Annotated in this window: 15 protein-coding genes; 11 read left to right on the plus strand and 4 right to left on the minus strand. The window is 61.7% G+C overall.

Annotation, left to right across the window (positions count from 1 at the left end):
- Window positions 1-14 precede the first annotated feature (14 nt).
- The 10 genes from L2A60_RS12560 (at window position 15) to cobA (ending at window position 11,822) form a co-directional block, all read left to right on the plus strand.
- A complete protein-coding gene (locus L2A60_RS12560) occupies window positions 15-728 on the plus strand; it encodes a gamma-glutamyl-gamma-aminobutyrate hydrolase family protein (protein WP_235704743.1) in 714 nt (237 codons plus the stop codon).
- Complete coding sequence (locus L2A60_RS12565) at window positions 725-1,453, plus strand: pseudouridine synthase (RefSeq protein WP_235704745.1); 729 nt, start codon at window positions 725-727, stop codon at window positions 1,451-1,453. Before L2A60_RS12560 ends, L2A60_RS12565 begins: the two co-directional genes overlap by 4 nt.
- On the plus strand, window positions 1,453-2,010 hold the full coding sequence (gene rsmD, locus L2A60_RS12570) for a 16S rRNA (guanine(966)-N(2))-methyltransferase RsmD (RefSeq protein ID WP_235704747.1): 558 nt from the start codon (window positions 1,453-1,455) through the stop codon (window positions 2,008-2,010). The genes L2A60_RS12565 and rsmD overlap by 1 nt, the downstream gene beginning before the upstream one ends.
- 46 nt (window positions 2,011-2,056) lie before the next feature.
- Window positions 2,057-3,424 (plus strand): FAD-binding oxidoreductase, encoded by a 1,368-nt coding sequence (locus L2A60_RS12575; protein WP_407932551.1) that lies wholly within the window; start codon window positions 2,057-2,059, stop codon window positions 3,422-3,424.
- A complete protein-coding gene (locus tag L2A60_RS12580; protein WP_235704749.1) occupies window positions 3,424-4,068 on the plus strand; it encodes an ANTAR domain-containing response regulator in 645 nt (214 codons plus the stop codon). The genes L2A60_RS12575 and L2A60_RS12580 overlap by 1 nt, the downstream gene beginning before the upstream one ends.
- A 331-nt stretch (window positions 4,069-4,399) precedes the next feature.
- Window positions 4,400-5,632, plus strand: coding sequence for a nitrate/nitrite transporter (locus tag L2A60_RS12585; RefSeq protein ID WP_235704750.1), 1,233 nt, complete (start codon window positions 4,400-4,402; stop codon window positions 5,630-5,632).
- A gap of 14 nt (window positions 5,633-5,646) precedes the next feature.
- Window positions 5,647-8,091 (plus strand): nitrite reductase large subunit NirB, encoded by a 2,445-nt coding sequence (gene nirB / locus L2A60_RS12590; RefSeq protein ID WP_235704751.1) that lies wholly within the window; start codon window positions 5,647-5,649, stop codon window positions 8,089-8,091.
- On the plus strand, window positions 8,091-8,435 hold the full coding sequence (nirD, locus tag L2A60_RS12595; RefSeq protein ID WP_235704752.1) for a nitrite reductase small subunit NirD: 345 nt from the start codon (window positions 8,091-8,093) through the stop codon (window positions 8,433-8,435). The genes nirB and nirD overlap by 1 nt, the downstream gene beginning before the upstream one ends.
- A complete protein-coding gene (locus L2A60_RS12600) occupies window positions 8,435-11,050 on the plus strand; it encodes a molybdopterin-dependent oxidoreductase (protein ID WP_235704753.1) in 2,616 nt (871 codons plus the stop codon). Before nirD ends, L2A60_RS12600 begins: the two co-directional genes overlap by 1 nt.
- Window positions 11,025-11,822 carry a uroporphyrinogen-III C-methyltransferase gene (gene cobA / locus L2A60_RS12605; RefSeq protein ID WP_235704755.1) on the plus strand — a complete coding sequence of 266 codons (798 nt, stop codon included), beginning with the start codon at window positions 11,025-11,027 and terminating at the stop codon, window positions 11,820-11,822. The genes L2A60_RS12600 and cobA overlap by 26 nt, the downstream gene beginning before the upstream one ends.
- Here cobA and L2A60_RS12610 read toward each other — a convergent pair.
- From L2A60_RS12610 to L2A60_RS12625, 4 genes are all read right to left on the minus strand, one after another.
- Window positions 11,777-12,430, minus strand: coding sequence for a TonB family protein (locus tag L2A60_RS12610; RefSeq protein ID WP_235704756.1), 654 nt, complete (start codon window positions 12,428-12,430; stop codon window positions 11,777-11,779). The two genes, cobA and L2A60_RS12610, sit on opposite strands and share 46 nt — an antisense overlap.
- Window positions 12,431-12,468: 38 nt before the next feature.
- Window positions 12,469-12,873: an ExbD/TolR family protein gene (locus L2A60_RS12615; protein WP_235704757.1), complete on the minus strand. Its 405-nt coding sequence runs from the start codon at window positions 12,871-12,873 to the stop codon at window positions 12,469-12,471.
- A 10-nt stretch (window positions 12,874-12,883) separates the two neighbouring features.
- Window positions 12,884-13,552 (minus strand): MotA/TolQ/ExbB proton channel family protein, encoded by a 669-nt coding sequence (locus L2A60_RS12620; protein WP_235704758.1) that lies wholly within the window; start codon window positions 13,550-13,552, stop codon window positions 12,884-12,886.
- 98 nt (window positions 13,553-13,650) lie between these two features.
- Window positions 13,651-16,053, minus strand: coding sequence for a TonB-dependent receptor (locus L2A60_RS12625; protein ID WP_235704760.1), 2,403 nt, complete (start codon window positions 16,051-16,053; stop codon window positions 13,651-13,653).
- Window positions 16,054-16,312: 259 nt separating this feature from the next.
- Here L2A60_RS12625 and L2A60_RS12630 point away from each other — a divergent pair, with 259 nt between their 5' ends.
- Window positions 16,313-17,365: an aldo/keto reductase gene (locus L2A60_RS12630; RefSeq protein WP_235704761.1), complete on the plus strand. Its 1,053-nt coding sequence runs from the start codon at window positions 16,313-16,315 to the stop codon at window positions 17,363-17,365.
- Window positions 17,366-17,368 lie beyond the last annotated feature (3 nt).

Genomic DNA, 17,368 nt, shown 5'->3' on the forward strand with positions numbered 1-17,368 from the left:
GTCTAGCTCGCGCCATGAGCAAGCGCCCACTGATCGGCCTGACCCTCGATGCCGAGGAGCCGGGCGGCTATTCCAAATTCCCCTGGTATGCGATCCGCCGCAATTACGCCGACGCCATCGCCGAAGCCGGGGGCGTGCCGGTGGCGCTGCCGCATCGCGCGGAACTGGCGGATGCCTATCTGGAAACGCTCGATGGGCTGGTGGTGACCGGCGGGGCATTCGATGTCGATCCCGCCTTGTACGGCGACGGCACGCGCCATGACACGGTGTCGCTCAAGAAGGGCCGCACCGAGGCGGAAATGGCATTGCTGCGCGGGGCGCTGATGCGCGACATGCCGGTGCTGGGCATTTGTGGTGGCGAGCAATTGCTGGCGGTGGCTCTGGGCGGCTCGCTGATCCAGCATATTCCCGACGCAATGCCGGGCGCCTTGGCGCATGAGCAGCCAAATCCGCGGAATGAGGCGGGGCACGCGGTTTCGATCGTGCCCGGCACAAGTCTTGCCGCAATCGTCGGGCGTGCGACGATGCGAGTGAACTCCTCGCACCACCAGGCGGTGCGCGATACCGGACCGACGCTGATCGTCAACGCTACCGCGCCGGACGGGGTGATCGAGGGGGTCGAATCGCCGTCGCACCGATTCTGCATCGGCGTGCAATGGCATCCCGAATTTCTGATCGATCCCGGCGATGCGCGGTTGTTCGCGGCGTTCGTCGAGGCGGTGCGATGAGCGGGCAGGACGGCGAGCGGATCGCCAAATATCTGGCGCGGGCCGGGATCGCGAGCCGTCGGGATGCCGAGCGGATGATCGGCGAGGGGCGCGTGGTGCTGAACGGCGCAAAAGTCGAGCATCCGGCGACGTTCGTTGTCGCGGGCGATGTCGTGATGGTGGATGGGGCAATGGTGGCCGAGGCCGCACGCACGCGGCTATGGCGTTATCACAAGCCGGATGGGCTGCTGACCACCCATCGCGATCCGCAGGGCCGACCCACCGTGTTCGAGAAACTGCCGCCGGACATGCCGCGGGTGGTCAGCGTGGGCCGGCTCGATTTGAACAGCGAGGGCCTGCTTCTGCTCACCAATGACGGGACGCTGGCTCGGCGGCTCGAATTGCCGACCACCGGCTGGCTGCGCCGCTATCGGGTGCGGGTTTATGGCATGGTCGATTCCGACCGGCTGGTATCGCTGAAGCAGGGCATCACGGTCGATGGCGTGCGCTACGGCCCGATCGCCGCCGAGGTCGATTCTGCGAAGGGGGCTAACGCTTGGTTGTCTGTTAGTATTGCCGAGGGCAAGAACCGGGAAATCAGGAAGGTGATGGCGGCGTTGGGGTTGGAGACGACGCGGCTGATCCGGGTGGCCTACGGCCCGTTCCAGCTCGGCAACCTGCCGCGCGGCGGGGTTGCCGAAATCACCGGCAAGGTGCTGCGCGATCAATTGCCGAAGGATAAATAATGGCCGCGCCCCGCATTATCGCGGGCGTGCTGCGCGGGCGCGTTTTAGCGACGCCGGAAGGGCTTGCGACACGGCCGAGTTCGGCGCGGGTGCGTCAGGCCTTGTTCGATATTCTGGCGCACGCACGCTGGGCCGAGCACGCGATCGTCGGTCGCACGGTGCTCGACGTGTTCGCCGGTTCCGGTGCTCTAGGACTGGAGGCATTGTCGCGCGGCGCGGCGCGGGCGACGTTCATCGAGGCGGATCGCGCGGCGTGCGTGGCGATCCGGCGCAATATCGACGCGTGCCGGGTGGGAGATCAGGCCGATCTGGTTGCGGCCGATGCGCTCGCCCCGCCGCGCGCGGCCATGCCGCACGATCTTGTGCTGCTCGATCCACCTTATGGCGCCGGACTTATTCCGCGCGCGCTCGATGCGTTGGGGAAAGCCGGCTGGATCGCGCCGGATGCGCTGATCGCCGCCGAATTCGGCCGCGCCGATCCGATCCCCAATGACATCGCGATTCTCGCCGAGCGCATCCATGGCCCGGCGCGTCTGGCGATCTGGCGGATGGGTTGAGCTTCTGGTCATTCGGTGCCGGCCGGCGTAGGGTTTCCGCATGGAAATGGAGCATATCGTCGAAGCCGCGCGTGGGATTTTCGGCGACCGGCTGAGCCTCAACGCGTCGATCCGTGAAACCCATGCGCATGGCGAGGCGAATCCGGCCACGCATCTGCCCGATGCCGTGGCGTTTCCCGAATCGACCGAGGAGGTGTCGCGGCTGCTGGCGCTGTGTCACGCCCATCGCATGACGGTGACGCCGTTCGGCGCCGGAACCTCGCTGGAAGGGCATGTCACGCCGGTCGCGGGCGGGATCAGCCTCGATCTCACCCGGATGAACCGCGTTCTAGCGGTGAACGACGCCGATCTCGACGCCAGGGTCGAAGCGGGCGTCACCCGCAAGCAGCTCAATCTTTTTCTCCGCGACCATGGGCTGTTCTTCCCGGTCGATCCTGGGGCGGATTGCACCATCGGCGGCATGTGCGCGACCCGCGCCTCCGGCACCAATGCGGTGCGCTACGGCACGATCCGCGAAAACGTGCTCGGCCTGCGCGCGGTGCTGGCCGACGGCACCATCGTGGATACCGGCGGGCGGGTGCGCAAATCGGCGACCGGCTACGATCTGACCCGCCTGCTGATCGGGTCGGAAGGCACGCTCGGCGTCATCACCGAAATCCAGTTTCGCCTGTACGGCATTCCCGAGGCGATCGGCGCGGCGGTGTGCCGGTTCGCCACCGAGCGCGGCGCGGTCGAAACCGTGATCGAGATCATGCAGGCCGGCATTCCGGTCGCCCGCATCGAATTCGCCGACGCGGCCCAGATGGCGGCCTCGATCGCCTATTCCAAGCTCGACGGCATGGCGGCGCAGCCCACGCTTCTGTTCGAGTTCCATGGCACCGCACAGGGCGTTGCCGAGCAGGCCGCGATGGCCGAAGCGATCGCCGCCGAGCATGGCGGCTCGGGCTTTGCCTTCGCGACCGAAACCGAGGCGCGGACCAAGCTCTGGCAGGCCCGGCACGACGCCTACTGGGCGGCGCGCGCGGCCTATCCGGGGCACGGCGCATTCTCGACGGATACCATCGTGCCGATTTCGCGGCTTGCCGAGGCGATCGAACAGGCCCGTGACTCGGTGGCGCAATCGGGCCTCCATGCCTGCATCGTCGGTCATGTCGGCGACGGCAATTTCCACGTGCTGATCCTGTATCCCGACACGAAGGAGGGTGCCGAGCGTGCCTGGGCGCTGGACCGTGAGATCGTGGCACAGGCGCTCGACCTCGGCGGGGCGGCGAGCGGTGAGCACGGCGTGGGCATCGGCAAGCGCGAATTCCTGCTCCGCGAGCACGGTGCTTCGGCCCTCGAGATGATGCGCGTGATCAAAGCGGCACTCGATCCGCGCGGCATTCTCAATCCGGGGAAATTGTTTCTCGACTGATGGTGTGGCTGCGTTGGCAGCCATCTTGCATTGCAGCATCCTGCAAGACAAGACGGGGCCAGCGCCGCAACGTGGACATCCTGATCGCCGAGACCGATTCAGTGCGTGCCGCGGCGTTGGCCGTAAGGCTCGAACAGATGGGCGTCGGGCGTGTCAGAATAGCACCGCCGGCCTCCACCCTCGCCGACATCGTGAACACGGAACGGCCGGATCTGGTGATCGTGGACATGGCACGGCCGGATCGCGGCAGCCCCGAGCAAGTGCGCAAAGTAACGGCGAGCGGCGTGCCGGTCACGCTGTTCGTCGACGAGGATGATCCCGCCTTCATGGAGGCGGCGATTACCGCCGGCGTTGTGTCGTACCACGTCAACGCGGCGGTGATCGCCGATATCAGGCCGGTTTTGCGCAGCGCCATCGCCCTGTTCCGCTATGCCAGAACGCGCGAGGCACGGCTTGCCGCGGCAGAGGCGGAGTTGGCCGATCGGCGCCGAGTGGACGCGGCAAAGCGGTTGCTGATGCGGCGCGATGGCATGGCCGAACCTGTCGCGCATCGGTTTCTGCAAAGACGCGCCATGGAGCGTCAGATGCGGTTGCCGGAGGTCGCCCGCGCGCTATTGCGCGAGGCGGGAGAGGATTTGGCATGAACGCACAAAAACCCGCATCGGCATTTCTCGCGAAAGACTGCTGGCTCGAACGACCGGATGCGGCAGAGTTGTCAATTTTCCATCAAACGATCTATTTTTAAGCAAAATATGAGTAATTTTTAGGATATTTAAATTAATGTTCGTAGAACAGGCTCGAAAATAAGCTATTTTTTATGTTGGCATTGTTCTTGCTGCACTGCACATGCATATGCAGTGCCCCTATGGTGGCCAAGGGTGGTCGCGATAGGATGGTTGGGCCTCCGGCTCCGTTTTGAAATTGCGTGCCAAGGAAGGCCGCTTCGCGGATCGACATATCCGCAGGAGAGCGACCATGGCTGTGCCCCAGAATAAATCCTTTCTGAAATCGGGGCACTTGCCCACCTTGTTCGCGGCGTTTCTGTATTTCGACATGAGCTTCATGGTCTGGGTGTTGCTCGGACCGCTCGGCGTGCAGATCGGTAAGGCGCTGCATCTCGACCCCGCGCATAAAGGGTTGATGGTAGCGACGCCGGTTCTCGCCGGCGCTTTGCTGCGGATTGTCAATGGTCTGGCGGTGGATCGGTTCGGCGCGAAGCGTACCGGAATCGTCGCCCAGGTTTTGGTGATCGTAGGACTGCTTGCAGCGTGGCACCTCGGCATCCCCGATTTTCGCGCGGTGCAGTTGCTCGGCATCGTGCTCGGTCTTGCAGGCGCGTCCTTCGCGATCGCCTTGCCGCTGGCTTCGCGCTGGTATCCGAAGGAGCATCAGGGCACAGCGCTGGGTATCGCCGGAGCGGGCAATTCCGGCACGGTTCTGGCCGCGTTATTCGCACCTGCTCTTGGGCTCGCCCTCGGCTTTACCAACGTGTTCGGTCTTGCGGCGCTGGTGATGATGCTGGTGCTCGTGGCGTTCATACTGCTCGCCAAGGACAGCCCGAACCATCCGGCGCCGCAGAGCATCGCCGCCTATTTGCGCGTGCTGGCACTCAGGGACACCTGGCTGTTCATGCTGTTCTACAGCGTGACCTTTGGCGGTTTCGTAGGGCTGGCTGCGTCGCTCGCGATTTATTTCCACACCCAGTATGGGTTAGCGCCCGTTGCCGCCGGCTATGCGACGGCCGCCTGTGTGTTTGCGGGCTCAATGTTCCGTCCGGTGGGTGGCTTCATTGCCGATCGATTCGGCGGCATCCGCGCGCTTTCGGTATTCTATCTCGTTGCAGCGTCGGCACTTGCATTGGTGAGCATCGGCCTGCCGACGACGGCACTCACCCTTGGTACCTTCGTCATCGCGATGCTGGCGCTCGGCATGGGCAATGGCGCGGTGTTTCAGCTTGTGCCGATCCGGTTTGGCCGGGAAATCGGCGTGATGACCGGGCTGGTTGGCATGGCGGGCGGTGTTGGCGGGTTCTATCTCGCATCGAGCCTTGGTTATTCGAAACAGTTCACGGGCTCGTATCAGGCTGGTTTCCTGATCTTTGCAGGTCTTGCCCTGGTTGCCTTTGCCGGACTGATCGCGGTCAAACGCCGCTGGCGTGCCGATTTCGCTTCCGGGGATGTCGTCGATGGCGCGCCGGTTCGCATTTGACAAGGAGCGATAATATGGATGGCTTCAAAATGTCGCGTCCGCGCCTTGTCGTGATCGGCAACGGCATGGCGGGAATGCGAACCGTCGAAGAAATTCTTTCGGCCGCACCGGGATATTTCGATATCACGGTGTTCAGTGGCGAGCCGCAGCCGAATTACGACCGGATCATGCTGTCGCCGCTTCTGGCCGGCGACAAGAATTTCACCGACATCGTGCTCAACGATTATGATTGGTATGAAGCGAATAACATTCGGTTGATCGCCGGCGAACATGTCGATTGGATCGACCGCAAGAAGCGCATCGTGCGAGGCGCTCACGGCAACGACGTGCCCTACGACATCGCGCTTCTCGCGACCGGATCGAATCCGTTCGTCTTGCCGATCCAGGGTGCGGAACTCGACGGCGTGCAGACGTTTCGGACTGTCGCGGATGTCGAGGACATGCTCGCGGTGGCCAAGCCCGGCTGCAAGGCCGTGGTGATCGGTGGCGGATTGCTGGGTCTTGAGGCAGCGCACGGGCTTAATCTGCGTGGCGCCGATGTCACCGTAATCCATCTCATGCCGACATTGATGGAACGCCAGCTCGATGCCTCCGCGGCGCATCTATTGGAACGCGCGCTGACCGCGCGGGGTATGACCATTCTGACCGCGACCGAAACCGCCGCCTTTGTGGGGGACGAACAAGTGCGGGCAGTGCGGCTGAAGGATGGCACGGAAATCGAGGCGGATCTTGTGGTGATGGCGGTCGGAATTCGTCCTAACGCAGGGTTGGCACGCGCCGTCGGCCTTACGTGTAACCGCGGAGTGATTGTCGATGACTGGATGAGGACCTCCGATCCAGAGATTTTCGCGATCGGCGAATGCGTCGAGCATGACGGCGAGGTGTTCGGGCTGGTCGCGCCGATCTGGGAAATGGCCAAGATTGCCGCGAATGCCATGACGGGTAATCAGGGGCCGGGATTTTGCCCGACCGTGAGCATCGCGCGGCTGAAGGTTTCGGGGATCGATATGGTCTCGGCCGGCGCCTTCATGGGCGATGCGACGACCGACGATATCGTTCTGCGCGATGCGTCGCGTGGCATCTACAAGCGACTGGTGTTGCGGGAAAATCGGATCGTCGGCATCGTGGCGTTTGGCGATGCGCGCGATTCCGGGTGGCACTTTCAGTTGATGAAAGACGAAACGGATATCGAAACGTTTCGGGACAGCGTGATTTTCGGCCCTGCACTGGATGGGGCGGCCGGCCCGGCGGAGGTGGTTCTGGCGCTGCCGGATCATGCCGAGATTTGCGGTTGCAACGGGATCGCAAAAGGCAAGATCGTCTCGGCGATTTCCGAATTCGGCCTCACGACGCTGGAAGCCGTTCGTGCACGTACCAAGGCCTCGTCGTCCTGCGGTTCATGCACGATGCAGGTCGAGGCGCTTCTTAAGGCGACAATCGGCAATGCCTACGCGCCGGTCATGGTAAAATCGATGTGCACGTGCACCGATCTGTCGCATGACGAAGTGCGGCGACGTATCCTGGGGGGTGATCTCAAATCGATTTCGGCCGTGATGCAGGCGCTGGAATGGAAGACACCGGATGGTTGCCATTCCTGTCGGCCGGCACTGAATTTTTACCTGCTCTGCGCATGGCCGGGTGAATATGTCGATGATGCGCAGTCACGCTTCGTCAACGAACGAATGCACGCGAATATCCAGAAAGACGGAACGTTTTCGGTTGTGCCGCGCATGTGGGGCGGAGTGACCAATGCGCGGGAATTGCGCGCGATCGCCGATGTGGTCGAAAAATTCGACATTCCAGAAGTCAAGATAACCGGCGGCCAGCGCATCGACATGCTAGGAGTGAGGCGCGAGGATCTGCCTGCGGTATGGCGCGATCTGAATGCGGCGGGCCTGGTGTCCGGTCATGCTTATGGCAAGGCGCTGCGTACCGTGAAAACCTGCGTGGGGTCGGAATGGTGCCGGTTCGGGACACAGAATTCGACGGCGATGGGAATCGCGCTGGAGAAGATGTCCTGGGGCTCGTGGCATCCGCACAAGGTCAAAATGGCGGTGTCGGGTTGTCCGCGCAATTGCGCGGAATCCTCGATCAAGGATTTCGGCGTGATCGCAACCGAGGCGGGTTGGGATCTGCTGGTCGGCGGCAATGGCGGAATCAAGCTGCGCGGTGCCGAGCTGCTGTGCAAGGTGACGATGGCGGATGAGGTTCTTGAATACTGCGCTGCCTTTCTTCAGGTCTATCGGGAGGAAGCGCTATATTTGGAGCGGACGGCGCATTGGATCGAGCGGGTCGGCATCGATTACGTGAAGTCGCGCATTGTCGAGGATGCCGAAGGACGCGCCGCTCTGGCCGAGCGCTTCCATCATGCCCAGCAATTCGCACAGGTCGATCCATGGGAAGAGCGTTCCGCCGGCCCGACGCCGCCAAGCTATGTCGATGTCGCGGAGCTGGTCTGATGGATGGCATGATGGTCGATCCGGTTTTTGTCGATATCGCGGCGGTGGACGAGATTCCGGCGCGCGGCGCGCGCACGGTGTCAACGGCACATGGGCCGGTCGCGATTTTTCGTACCGGCGATAACGCTATATTCGCATTGCGCGATCGCTGCCCTCATCGCGGCGGACCATTGAGTCAAGGCATCGTGCATGGCCATGGCGTGACATGCCCGCTTCATAACTGGGTGATTTCGCTGGAAACGGGTTCTGCTTCGGACGAGGATGCCCCTTGTGTCGCGCGGTTTCCGCTTCGCATTGAAGCGGGACGGATTCTGCTCGGCATTGCTGGACCGATCGCGGCCTGATGAACACGACCTGCCCGTATTGTGGGGTCGGATGCGGGGTTGTTGCCGGACGGGATGGGATTGTTGGCGATCCCGATCATCCGGCGAATCGTGGCAAGCTGTGCGTAAAGGGCACGACGCTTGGGTTGACCCTGGATGACCGGGACCGGCTGGTCGCTCCGATGATCGGTGGACAACAAGCGAGTTGGCCCGAAGCGCTCGATGTCGTGGCAAAGCGATTTGGCGAGGCGATTGCCGAGCGTGGACCGGATTCGGTTGCGTTCTATGTGTCGGGACAATTCCTGACCGAGGATTATTATATCGCTAACAAGCTGATGAAGGGATTCATCGGCTCCGGCAATATCGATACCAACTCGCGCCTGTGTATGGCTTCGCCGGTGGCGGCTCAGATCAGGGCATTTGGCGAGGATCTGGTGCCGGGCATTTATGAGGATTTCGACGAAGCCGATTTGATTTTGTTTGTTGGATCAAACGCGGCGTGGTGTCATCCTGTGTTGTTCCAGCGCGCGTTGCGGGCGCGTGAATCACGGGGGACACGGATCGTCGCGATCGACCCACGCCGGAGTGCGACGGCCGATCTCGCCGATCTGCACATTCAAATCGCACCTGGTGGCGATCTTGCGTTATTCGCCGCGCTATTTGCCAAATGTGCGGCAAAAGGCGCACTCGACTACGATTTCATTGCCCGGCATACGGCTGGGTTCGACGCCGCCTTGGCAATGGCGCACCAGGCCGATCCTGGTATCGACGCCGAGTTGTTTGACCAATTTGCCGACATGATCGCCGGCACGCCGCGGCTCGTCACGGCGTTTTTCCAAGGTGTCAATCAATCGGTCATCGGAACCGACACCGTAAATGCGATTTTGAACCTGCATCTCGCTACCGGACGGATCGGCAAGCCGGGTGCGGGGCCGTTTTCGCTTACAGGACAGCCGAACGCGATGGGCGGACGCGAAGTGGGCGGTCTCGCGACTCAACTCGCCGCCCATCTTTCCTTCGACGATTCCGCGCATCGGGATATTCTGGCGCGGTTCTGGAATGCGCCGCATCTCGCTCGCAAGCCGGGCCTCAAGGCGATCGATTTGTTCGATGCGGTGCATGACGGACGGATCAAGGCATTGTGGATTGCCGGCACCAATCCGGCCGAATCTTTGCCGCGCAGCGCGCTTGTTCGCGAAGCTCTCGAACGTTGCCCCTTCGTCGTTGTTGCCGATTGCTGGCCGACGGCGACATCGTCGCGTGCCGATGTGGTTCTGCCGGCCGCCGGCTGGTCGGAGAAGGATGGTACTGTCACCAATTCCGAGCGCATGATCTCACGCCAGCGCGCATTCCGTCCAGCACCGGGTGAGGCCAAACCGGATTGGTGGATGTTCAAGGAAGTTGCGTGCCGCATGGGATTTGGTGAAGCTTTCGCATACTCCAGCACGGCGTCGATTTTCCGAGAACATGCCGCTTTGTCAACTTTCGAGAACGATGGTGCGCGAGTGTTCGATCTGGGTCCGCTCGCGGCGATGCCCGATGAGGATTATGACGTGATGCGGCCAATTCAATGGCCCGTCGGCCGGGCGGAGCCGCGTCTGTTCGGCGACGGCAGGTTCCCGACGGCCGATGGCAGGGCGCGGTTTGTAGCTGTCTCAGCCGAGCATGGAGCGGTAGATGAGGAGAAAAAATTCACGCTGAATACGGGGCGGTTGCGCGACCAGTGGCACACCATGACCCGCACTGGGCGCGTGCCGGAGCTCATGGCGCATCGCGAGGCGGCGGCCGCGACCATTGCACCGGCCGACGCCGCGCGGTTGGGCATCGCGACCGGCGATCTGGCCGCGATCGGCAACGAACGGGGACAATTGATTCTGCCGGCCATGATCGGAGCGGACCAGGCCTCGGGTTCGATCTTCATGGCAATGCACTGGACCGAGGCGCATGGCAGCGCAAGCACGGTCAATATGCTGGCGGGCGCCGAGCGAGATCCGATTTCCGGTGAACCAGCCTTCAAGCATGGCAAAGTAACGATGAGGCGTATCGTGGCCCAGTGGCATGGCGTGGCGCTTGCGCGCACGGTGCTTTCGGTGCGATCCAAGGTAAACGACCATGCGGTGTGGTCGCGCACGCCGCGCGTGGGAGGACTGGTTCAGTTCGGCTTCACTGGATTCTTGCCTTTGCGCGAGGATACGACTTGCCGGTCCTTGGCCAGTTCTCTTCTGGAACTTCCAGAAACGGTCGAAATGCTCGACTATACGGATGCGCGGCGCGGCGTATTTCGTCTCGCGGTGATGAGGGGCGGGGTCTTGGTATTCGTGCTGCATGTCGCTTCCGATCGAGCGGCGCTGCCGTCGGCCGATTCTCTGGAAAAGCTGTTTGCGCGACGATGGGTCGAGCCCGATCCGGCGGTTCTGCTGGCTGGACGCGGAGCGAGCAGCGCCGCGCCGAGAGGCGGGATCGTTTGTGTCTGTCATCAGGTGACCGAACCGATGATACGTGCCGCAATCAAGGTGCGGGGGCTTGCGACGATCGACGCGATCGGTGCGGCGACGAAGGCAGGAACCGGCTGCGGTTCCTGCATTTCCGAACTCAAAGGATTTTTGCACCATGAACCGATTCTCGCAGCAGGTTGACCGCGAGATTCATCCCGTCGTTCTTGCCGGAGCCGGGCCGGGCGATCCTGAATTGCTGACGGTGAAGGCGCTGCGCGCCATCGAGGCCGCCGAGGTGATTTTGCACGATGCGCTGGTCGAGCAGCGGATTCTTGCACTGGCCCCGACCGCTAGGCTGGTGAATGTCGGCAAAAGATGCGGCCATCATGCCATGAAGCAGCACGAAATCAACGCATCGCTGATCGCGGAGGCGATGAACGGCGCGCGGGTATTGCGACTGAAGGGCGGCGATCCGATGATTTTCGGCCGAGCCAGCGAGGAAATCGCGGCGCTGCGTGCGGCGGGTATCGCGGTCGTGGTAATTCCCGGCATTACCGCGGCAAGCGCCGCCGCATCATCGATCCAGGCGTCGCTGACATCGCGCGATGTGGCCCGAAGCGTGATATTCATCACCGGCCATGGCAGCGACGGAAGTTTGCCGGAGCAGGATTGGCCGGCTTTGGCGCGGATGCGTTCGAGTTTTGCGTTTTACATGGGGGCCCGGCACGCACGGGCGATTGCGGAACGACTGATCGACGCCGGACTCGACCCGGCGACGCCCGGCGTGATCGTGACCAATATCAGCCGTCCCGACGAACGGTACCGAAACGGGCGGCTGATCGATCTTGCCGATGGGATCGCGGCGGAGGATCTCACATCGCCCGCCTTGATCCTGATCGGTGCGGCATTCGATGCAGCGTTTGCGGTTCAGCCGGCGCGCAGCTTGACCTGCAAGGTGAAGGTGATGGGATGATGCGGCATTTTCGGTGAGAAGGGCGGGAATCGGGTCGCCCGCACCGATGCCAGCGCAGCCTTGTCGATTGGTGGCGCACCGGACGAGCGGATGACCGACACGCCGAGCAGCGCACCGCTGGGGGCGATGTCGATCGCGACGGTCGTTATCCCGCGCAAATGCATCATTTCGACGAGCTGCGGCACACGGAGATCGTTCTGGACCGATTGATGGACCAGGGCTGCGTAGCGCTCGGTCGCGTTTTCCTGCTGTGCCGCCGAGACGACGGGCTGCGGTGGCGGCGGGGGCGGTTGCGGTTTCGGTACCGCGATATGCGGTATCGGTTTCACCGGGTGCGGAATTGGTCGCGGTTTTGGGATTGGCTTAGGCGGCGGCGGGAGCGGCTTCGGCGGTGCGAGCGGCAGGGGTGGCGGCGGTATTGGTTTCGGCGGCTTGGGCAGTGGCTTCGGTTTCGGCGGCGGCGCGATCATTTGGATCTTCATGATGCGCGGTCGGTGATTGGCGACCGGACCGGCTTGATTTGTGAAATGGACAAAACCGATCACGGCGATAATTTCAAGGACCAGCGCCACGCCCAGAGCACGGCCGAACAGGTCGCACTCCTGCATGATGGGCGAAGCACGGTTTGTTCCGATCACAGCCGACATTATTCAGCCGTCGGCTTGGCGGCGATGCCGATATCGGTGACACCGGCTCTGCGCGCGGCATCCATCACGGTGACGAAATGCTGGAACGCGACATGCTTCGAGGCCGCGATGGTCACCTGGGTCTTTACCGTGTCGCCGTCCGACTGAAACAGGGATGTGAGCTGATCGGGGGTAAACACCTTGTCTTTCACTTTCACGGTGCCGTCCCTCAGGATATTCACCGTGAATTTCGGGTGCTTCAGGCGATGGGTCTGACTCGATGTCGGCAATTGCAGGGAAACACCGGCATCCGGAATCATCTGCAGGGTGACGATGATGAAGAAAACCAGCAGGAATAGCATGACGTCGATCATGGGAATGATCTCGACGCGTGCCTTCTTGACTTCGAAATAGCGGAGTTTCACAGCAAATCCTCTATTCAGCGACGGCTTTGATGCCGGTGCGCGCGCGCATCATCGGCACGATGGGAGCGCCATCGGTGCGGTTGAGCACCATGGTTTTGATGGTGTCGAGCTGATGAAGGATCAACCGCACCTGGTTGGAGAGCATGTTGAAGGCGGCGAGGCCGAGCATCGCGATCAGGATGCCGAAAGCGGTCGCGACGAGAGCGTCCGCGACGCCGCCGGTGACTTCGGCGGACGCATGGCCGGGTCTGGCGAGAACCGAGAAGGCATGGAACATGCCGATGATGGTGCCGAACAGCCCGAGCAAGGGCGCCAAGGTGACGATGGTGTCGAGCACCCAGAGGCGCTGGTCGAGTCGGGGGGCGACCAGCATGATCGCCTCGTCCATCCGGTTGCCCATGGCCTCGGCATCGGCGTCGGCCACGTGATGCAAGGCGGTATCGAGCAGCACGGCCTCGGGTTGCCTGCCGGCGAAATCGCGCATCTGCTCAAGATCGCCCGGCGACAGGCTGCCCATGCCGGCCATACGCCGGACCAGGGCATTGCCGCGCAGAATCGCCCGGCGCAAATACCAGACCCGATCGAGCATGACCGCGGTTGCGAGCAGGAACAGGATCGCGAGGATATAGAGAACGCCGTCGGAATAATTGGCGAGATGGATGATATAGGCGAGAGTCATAATCGCTGTCTCCGGCGGTTACAGGCGCGGCGCAGCCTTAGCCGACGCCGCGCCGCGATAGTGTGAAGGATCGATGACGGTTTGGGTTTGCAACGATATCAGAAATGCATCCCGATACTGCCGTAAATCGTGAACGGCGCGCCGGGATAGGCAAGCAGATAGCCACCATTCGCGGTCCCGAAATAACCGCCGGACGAAATATATTCATACTGATTGTAGCGGTTGTTGGTGACGTTCAAAGCAGTCAACTTGAAATCGACCGATTTCCTGCCGGCATAGGGTAGTGTCAGCGGCATCGCCACCTTGAGCGACAGGTTGAAGGTGCCGTATCCCGGCATGGTCTGGCGACTCGGTGCGCCGGTCATGTTGTTGAACAGGTTTTGAGTGCCGGTGAACTGATACCAGGCGCGCGGCTGAATCAGCGTGCTACCGAACAGATACTCGTAATAGGCGCCGATATTCAGGTTGGTTTGCGGCACATAGGGCACCTTGCGTCCATTGTAGCTGGTGCCGGGCTTGGCGGAGCCGGCGCCGGTCACGTAGTTGGTATAGGTTGCATGCACGATCGAGGCGTTGCCGAAGACATGCAGGGCGTAGATCGGATTGTCGTCGAAGAACAAATTGGCGCCCTGATAGAGCGAGGTGCCGTTGGCGGAAATCGTGTTGCCGTTGGCCAGCGTGAATTTCAGCGCCTGCTTGGCGTAGCGGAGGTGGAAATAGCTCACGCCTGCCAGGAAATGGTGCAGGAATCCGGCGTTATCGATGTGGAATTTCGCGCCAGCCTGGAATTCCTGGCCGAGTTCGAGGTGATACGAGTTCGGATCGATCGACTGGAACAATCCGCCGCCGCCGCCGAGCGCAGGAGTACGCAACGCTTCCTCGTAGCTGCCATAGACCGACATCCAGGGCAGAACCCGCAGATTGACCGAAAGCGACGGCTCGACGCCATTGCGGCTTTCGTGAGCACCGCAACTGGCGCCCTGATCCGTCGTGTTGCCCTTGGTGGATGCGCTGGTGAGCGGGCAATGGGTCGACAGAATGACTCCTGGAGCAAAGCCGAAATCCTGAAGCGAGGAGTTCGAATAGCTGGTCTGGAAGCTGACGAAACGGATGCCGGGAGTAATGTGCAGAGCGCTGATCGGGTGGATATCATCCTGAACGAACAAAGCAAAATCGTCCTGGTTGAAATAGGAAGAACGGATCTTGCCTTTGATGTTCACGATGTGTTTGTTGCCGCCGTCAGCCGGATTGTAGAAATTGTTGCGCGAGTTGTAGGTGTCATGAATATAGTAACCGCCGAAATTCAACGTATTGAATGGAAGTTTCGCGGTTAACCAGACCTTGTCGCCGAATATATTAGTATAAGGGTTGTTGTATTCGTCCTGTTGCGGTCCTGCGTTGTAGAGATCCGTGATTCTCGAATGAACCCGACTGATATTCTCATACCAGGTCAGATTATGCAGGGTGGTCGAGTCATCGAGATGGATATTCTCCTTGCCGTAGACCATCCAGAGTGCATTGGTGTCGAATTTCTCATAGGTATTGAATGGCAGCGCGCTGTAATAGCCCGAGGTCTTCTGACTGTAGAGTGTGGAACCCGCCTGTCCCGGATTGCCGGTGATGGTAACGCCCGCCTGCGGCGTGGTGGGGATCACCGGCACGCGATAGCCCGCGCTGCGCGCGAAATAACCGCCGAACTGGATATTGCCGGCGGAGAAATGCTTGATGGTTTTCAGATAGATCGAGTAATTTTCGGCTGGGCTGCGAAATCCGTCGGCGGCGGTGCGGAAGCTGTCGCCGTCGCCGACGCCACCCGCGATCACGGTGGACCAGCCGTGATAAATGCCGGTTCGCAGATCGAACTCGATGTTCTTCTGGCCGTAGCTGCCATAGGTCAGCGTGATGTCGCCGCCCGGTTTTGTCGTCGGTTGCGCCGGCGTGAACTCTACCCCGCCACCGATATTGTTGTACCAGCGATCGACCGGGTTGCCCGGCCCGTAGGTGACGGTCGTGCTCTGGATCATTCCGGTTTGCGGAATCGTGTTCGATTGCCAAAGATCGGTCGAAGGATCGACGATCGGCACGCCGTCCAGGGTCACGCCAATCGCGCCGTTGCCGGTGAAGCCGCCGTAACCGCCCCAGCCTTGTTGCACGCCGTCAAGCGTGATGGTGTATTTCGATGCACCGCTATTGCCGTAGCCTGAAATATTCACGCCGGGCGAGTAGGAGAGGATTTGCGCGGCACCTGCCACCGGCCCGGCGGCGTCCATGATCGCACGGCCGAGAACCCGCCGGGTCGTGCCGGATTTGAAAATTTTCTTCTGGGGCGGCGCCTTTGTGGTGCCGGGTAGGGCGGCGGCGCCGGAAGCACTCACCTCGCCAGCGTTCACCGCCTGGGCGTGGACGAGAATCGGAGCGAAAGCCGTGCCGGATAGCAGGAACGCCATGAGTGTCTTGCGTGTGGTGTTTGTCTTGATGTTGACGTGTCGGCTGGGGGCCACGACCGCTCTCCTTTGTTGACCAGATCGATGCGCGTAACGGCGCGTAACGGGCGGGCGGGAGAAACCAGATGAACGGATGGCAAGCAATCGTTCAGCACCGGGCAATCGTGAAGTTTCATGGAATCTTCAAGGAAGTTTCTCGAAACTGTCATAGGGTCGATCTTGCCGAATCGGAGCAGCTCAAAACTGCCCTTGAGCAAAGCGTTTCGCGATACGACATGAACCCGGTTCGACTGTCATTCAGCCACGGGGGGAATTCATGGATTATCGTTTGCTCGGCCGGTCCGGCCTGAAAGTCTCGGCGCTGACGCTCGGCACCATGACGATGGGCGGCAAGGGCGTGTTCGGGATGGTCGGCAATGTCGGGGTCGGCGAGGCGCGCCGGCAGATCGATATGTGTTTCGATGCCGGGGTCAACCTGATCGATACGGCGGATATCTATTCGACGGGCGGCTCCGAGGAAATCGTCGGCGAGGTTTTGGGCGGCAAGCGCAAATCCGACGTACTGATCGCGACCAAGGTGCGGTTTCCGATGGGCGACGGGCCGAACGATGCCGGCCTGTCGCGCCACCACATCGTCGCCGGATGCGAGGCGAGCTTGAAACGCCTGCGCCGGGACGTGATCGACCTGTACCAGGTGCATGAATGGGATGGGTTGACCCCACTGGAAGAGACGATTGAGGCGTTGGACACGCTGATTCGCCACGGCAAGGTGCGTTACGTGGGGTGTTCGAATTATTCCGCCTGGCATGTGATGAAGGCGCTGTGGGTCGCGGGTGCGGCGCATCGGCAGCGGTTTGTCAGTCAGCAGATCCATTACACGTTGCAGGCGCGCGAAGCGGAGAACGAATTGATTCCACTGTCGATCGATCAGGGGCTTGGCGTATTGGTGTGGAGTCCGCTCGCCGGCGGGCTGCTGTCGGGCAAGCATCGGCGCGATCGAAAAGCGCCGGAAGGCTCGCGGCAACTGGCGGGGTGGGATGAACCGCCGATCCATGACGAAGCCAGATTATGGACTATCGTCGATGCGCTGGTGGAGATTGCCGACGCACGCGGTGTCAGCGGCGCGCAGATCGCCTTGGCGTGGCTGCTGGGACGCCCGGCGGTGACGTCGGTGATCATCGGAGCGCGCAACGAAAAACAGCTTGCCGATAATCTGAACGCGGCAAGCCTGGAACTGACAGAGGCGGAACGCGCAAAGCTGAACAAGGTGAGCGCGCCGCCCTTGCAATATCCCTACTGGCACCAATTGCAGACGGCGAAGGACCGGCTCGGGAAGGCCGATCTTTCGCTGCTTGGCCCGCATCTGTAACCC

Source organism: Acidiphilium iwatense, assembly GCF_021556475.1.
Lineage (GTDB): Bacteria > Pseudomonadota > Alphaproteobacteria > Acetobacterales > Acetobacteraceae > Acidiphilium > Acidiphilium iwatense.

Excerpts from the sequence above, each read along its gene's own strand:
- nirD (WP_235704752.1), top strand. The coding sequence starts at position 8,091 with ATGGATGGCATGATGGTCGATCCGGTTTTTGTCGATATCGCGGCGGTG.
- L2A60_RS12630 (WP_235704761.1), top strand. The coding sequence starts at position 16,313 with ATGGATTATCGTTTGCTCGGCCGGTCCGGCCTGAAAGTCTCGGCGCTG.
- L2A60_RS12585 (WP_235704750.1), top strand. The coding sequence starts at position 4,400 with ATGGCTGTGCCCCAGAATAAATCCTTTCTGAAATCGGGGCACTTGCCC.
- L2A60_RS12610 (WP_235704756.1), bottom strand. The coding sequence starts at position 12,430 with ATGCAGGAGTGCGACCTGTTCGGCCGTGCTCTGGGCGTGGCGCTGGTC.
- cobA (WP_235704755.1), top strand. The coding sequence starts at position 11,025 with ATGAACCGATTCTCGCAGCAGGTTGACCGCGAGATTCATCCCGTCGTT.
- L2A60_RS12560 (WP_235704743.1), top strand. The coding sequence starts at position 15 with ATGAGCAAGCGCCCACTGATCGGCCTGACCCTCGATGCCGAGGAGCCG.
- L2A60_RS12620 (WP_235704758.1), bottom strand. The coding sequence starts at position 13,552 with ATGACTCTCGCCTATATCATCCATCTCGCCAATTATTCCGACGGCGTT.
- L2A60_RS12600 (WP_235704753.1), top strand. The coding sequence starts at position 8,435 with ATGAACACGACCTGCCCGTATTGTGGGGTCGGATGCGGGGTTGTTGCC.
- L2A60_RS12575 (WP_407932551.1), top strand. The coding sequence starts at position 2,057 with ATGGAGCATATCGTCGAAGCCGCGCGTGGGATTTTCGGCGACCGGCTG.
- nirB (WP_235704751.1), top strand. The coding sequence starts at position 5,647 with ATGGATGGCTTCAAAATGTCGCGTCCGCGCCTTGTCGTGATCGGCAAC.
- L2A60_RS12580 (WP_235704749.1), top strand. The coding sequence starts at position 3,424 with ATGGTGTGGCTGCGTTGGCAGCCATCTTGCATTGCAGCATCCTGCAAG.
- L2A60_RS12565 (WP_235704745.1), top strand. The coding sequence starts at position 725 with ATGAGCGGGCAGGACGGCGAGCGGATCGCCAAATATCTGGCGCGGGCC.
- rsmD (WP_235704747.1), top strand. The coding sequence starts at position 1,453 with ATGGCCGCGCCCCGCATTATCGCGGGCGTGCTGCGCGGGCGCGTTTTA.